Genomic DNA, 3,092 nt, shown 5'->3' with positions numbered 1-3,092 from the left:
CGCGCATACGCTGCGGCTGCTGCAGGACAAGCTCGCGCCCGCGCCCGGCGGACCGGATGCCTCGGCGTACACGAACTATGCGCTCGCCCTGCAATCGGCCTATAGCGAACGGCTGCGCGACATGGGCGATGCCGACGGCCGGCGCGCGCTCGGCGCCGAGCATCTGGCGCCGGCGTGCACCACGCATTATTCGGTGGTCGACCGGGAGGGCAACATGGCGGCGGTGACGCAAACCCTGCTGTCGACCTTCGGCTCCAAGTTCGTGCTGCCGGGGAGCGGCATCACCATGAACAACGGCATCATGTGGTTTGATCCCACACCGGGCACGCCCAATTCGCTCGCGCCCGGCAAGCGCTGCCTGACCAATTACACGCCGGTGATCGCGCAGGCCGCGGATGGCCGCAGGCTCGCGGTCGGCGCCTCCGGCGGCCGGCGCATCCTGCCCGCGGTGACGCAGCTGCTGTCCTTTGCGATGGATTACGGCATGGATCTCGATACGGCGATCCATCACCCCCGCATCGATGCCAGCGAAGGCGCGGTCGTGATCGGCGACGTCCGCCTGCCCGAACAGGTTCGCGCCGCGCTGCGGGCGCGGTTCGACTATGAGGAGGCGCGCGTGCAGACGTTCCCGGGAAAATTCGCCTTCCCAAGCGTCGTGCTGCGTAACGGCGAAACCAACAGCGGCGCCAACGATGCGGCGCACGCCTGGGGCGATGCGGTGGCGGAGGGGTAGCTCAATTTTGCGGAGTTCAATGAGGCGCTCCGAAGCCGGTGGCCCGTTGCTGAAGCAAATGCGGCGGGCGCGCGACAACGTTCATACGCTGTTGCAAGGTTCGGCCCTGCCGCCACCACAATAGCCCCGCTAGGATCGATGTCTTCTGAGGTTTCGAAACCGAGTCATGCGCACCATCATCCTGATGTTGACCGCTCTCTTGTCATTCACCCTGCCCGCCTCCGCCGCGGATGACGTCGCCAATGCGCAGAACGTGATCCGCTCGCAGGAGCAGGCCCTCGGCCGCGACGATGCCGCCGCGGCCTATTCCTATGCCGCGCCCGCCATCCGCGAGATGTTTCCGCAAGCGGACATCTTCATGATGATGGTGCAGCAGAACTACGCGCCGGTCTATCGCCACAAGAGTTTCGAATTCGGCGAAGCCCACGTCGAGGCCGGCCAGATCACCCAGCATGTCCACATCGTCGATGCCAACGGCGAAGCCTGGGAGGCGCTTTACACGCTGGAGCAACAGCCCGACGGCAGCCTGAAGATCGTGGGCTGCGTGCTGCAGAAGGCGGGACAGTCGGTGTGAATGCGTCGCCTTCAGCTCAGAATGGCCGTGATGCCACGCAGCACCTCGCCATCGGCTTCTGCCACGCGATCGAGGATGTTGAAATGATTGCAGCCATCCAGCTCACCATAGCTGGCCGCCCCGCCATGCGCGCGCCATCCGGCGACCAGGTCGGCCGTCCACTGCTTGAAACCCCGGGTCTCATCGCCGCCAACCAGGCCGAGCAACGGCACCAGGCAGGCCGACGCGGGGAGCCGCGCCAGCCGCAGCAGCGGACTTGCCTCGGCGGCTTCGGCCGCCGACAGCTTGAGGTCGCGGTTGATCGAGGTCCGCAGCAGCGGACGCAGATCGAAGGCGCCGCTGATGCCGGCAAGCCCCACGATCCGACCATGGCCGGAGGCAGCCTGATCGAGCGCGAGCATCGCCGCCAGTTGGCCGCCCGCGGAATGGCCAGCCACCACCACACGCTCGGGCGCGAGATGTGCCATGGTCCAGGCCAGAGCCTGCCGGACCTGATCGACGATCTCGCCGATCCTGACCGCGGGCGCCAGATCGTAACTCGGCATCACCACGGTCATGCCGGCATCGCGAAACGGCGCGGCGATGAAGGAAACGTAGGACTTGTCCAGCGCGCGCCAGTAACCGCCATGGACGAAGAACACGATCGGAGCGCGCTCGCCCGCGGGAAAGACATCGAGCAGACAGCGCGGGCCGTCGCCGTAGCGGACGTCGAGGCAGCAAGGACCAGCGGCACGCAGCGCCGCGCTGCGCCGCTGATGATCGGCATAGATCGCCTCACGCTCGGGATGGCGTTTGCGCAACGCGTATTGCGCTTCGAGCGCGTCGTCGACGGTCGGCATGACTTCCATTCCAGAGTGCATCGTCAGAGTCCGAGATAGGAGGCGCGCACAACCTGGTCGCGCGCGAGCGAACCGCTTTCGGCGTCGCGCACGATCTCACCCTCGGCGAGAACATAGCCCCAGCCGGCGCTACGCAGGGCCATGTTGGCATTCTGCTCGGCGAGCAGGATGGACATGCCCTCGTTGTTGAGTCGCCGGATGGTGGCGAAGATGTCCTGCACGACGCGCGGCGCCAGCCCCATCGAGGGCTCGTCGAGCAGCAGCAGGCGCGGTCGCGACATCAGCGCTCGGCCGATCGCCAGCATCTGCTGCTCGCCGCCGGAAAGCAGACCGGCGGCATGCCTGTGACGCTCGGCAAGGCGCGGAAACAGGGCGAACACCATGTCCATGTCGGCCGCGACAGCGCGGTCACGCCGCGGCCAAAGCCTGCGGAAGGCGCCCATCTCGAGGTTCTCGCGCACGCTCATCGGCGCAAAGACACGACGGCCTTCCGGCACCAGCGCGACCCCAAAGCCGAGCCGTTCCGACGCGGCGACCGCCGTGATGTCCTTGCCCTCGATCCTGATCGATCCGGAACTCGGGCGGATGAGACCAGCGAGACAGCGCAGCAGCGTGGTCTTGCCGGCGCCGTTGGCGCCGATCAGGCAGACCGACTGGCCCGCTTCAACGCGCAAGGAAATCCGGTGCAGCACCGGATTGCCGCCGTAACCGGCCGTCAGCGCCGCGACCTCAAGCATGTTCGCCCTCGCCCAGATAAGCCGCCAGCACGCCGGGATGGCAGCGCACGGCGTCCGCATCGCCCTCGGCGATGCGCATGCCGTTGTTGAGCACCAGGATGTCGTGCGAGAGCGACATCACCATGCGCATATTGTGCTCGACCAGCAGCACCGTGACGCCCTCTCGGTTGAGCTGCGAAATGATCTCGCCGACATGCTCGGCCTCCGCT

The 3,092-nt window shown here is 66.8% G+C and carries 4 protein-coding genes and 1 pseudogene; 2 read left to right on the top strand and 3 right to left on the bottom strand.

Features of this window, described 5'->3' with window-relative positions; all coding sequences use genetic code 11:
• Both WCB02_RS34465 and WCB02_RS34460 read left to right on the top strand, forming a co-directional pair.
• Positions 1 to 733, top strand: a 733-nt coding sequence (locus tag WCB02_RS34465; protein WP_423965626.1) for a gamma-glutamyltransferase, incomplete at its 5' end; no start/stop codon positions are given.
• 166 nt (positions 734 to 899) lie between these two features.
• Positions 900 to 1,307: a DUF4864 domain-containing protein gene (locus tag WCB02_RS34460; RefSeq protein ID WP_423965624.1), complete on the top strand. Its 408-nt coding sequence runs from the start codon at positions 900 to 902 to the stop codon at positions 1,305 to 1,307.
• A gap of 11 nt (positions 1,308 to 1,318) precedes the next feature.
• Here the strand turns inward: WCB02_RS34460 and WCB02_RS34455 are convergent, their stop codons facing one another.
• The 3 genes and pseudogenes from WCB02_RS34455 to WCB02_RS34445 form a co-directional block, all read right to left on the bottom strand.
• A complete protein-coding gene (locus tag WCB02_RS34455; protein WP_423965622.1) occupies positions 1,319 to 2,146 on the bottom strand; it encodes an alpha/beta hydrolase in 828 nt (275 codons plus the stop codon).
• 23 nt (positions 2,147 to 2,169) lie between these two features.
• Positions 2,170 to 2,883 (bottom strand): ABC transporter ATP-binding protein, encoded by a 714-nt coding sequence (locus WCB02_RS34450; protein ID WP_423965620.1) that lies wholly within the window; start codon positions 2,881 to 2,883, stop codon positions 2,170 to 2,172.
• Positions 2,876 to 3,092: pseudogene (locus WCB02_RS34445) on the bottom strand (hypothetical protein); the annotation flags it as partial. The gene WCB02_RS34450 and the pseudogene WCB02_RS34445, both read right to left, overlap by 8 nt.

The organism is Bradyrhizobium sp. (assembly GCF_049581145.1).
Lineage (GTDB): Bacteria > Pseudomonadota > Alphaproteobacteria > Rhizobiales > Xanthobacteraceae > Bradyrhizobium.
The sequence above is the reverse complement of the archived record's forward strand: the minus strand, read 5'-3'. Positions and strand labels throughout refer to the sequence as shown.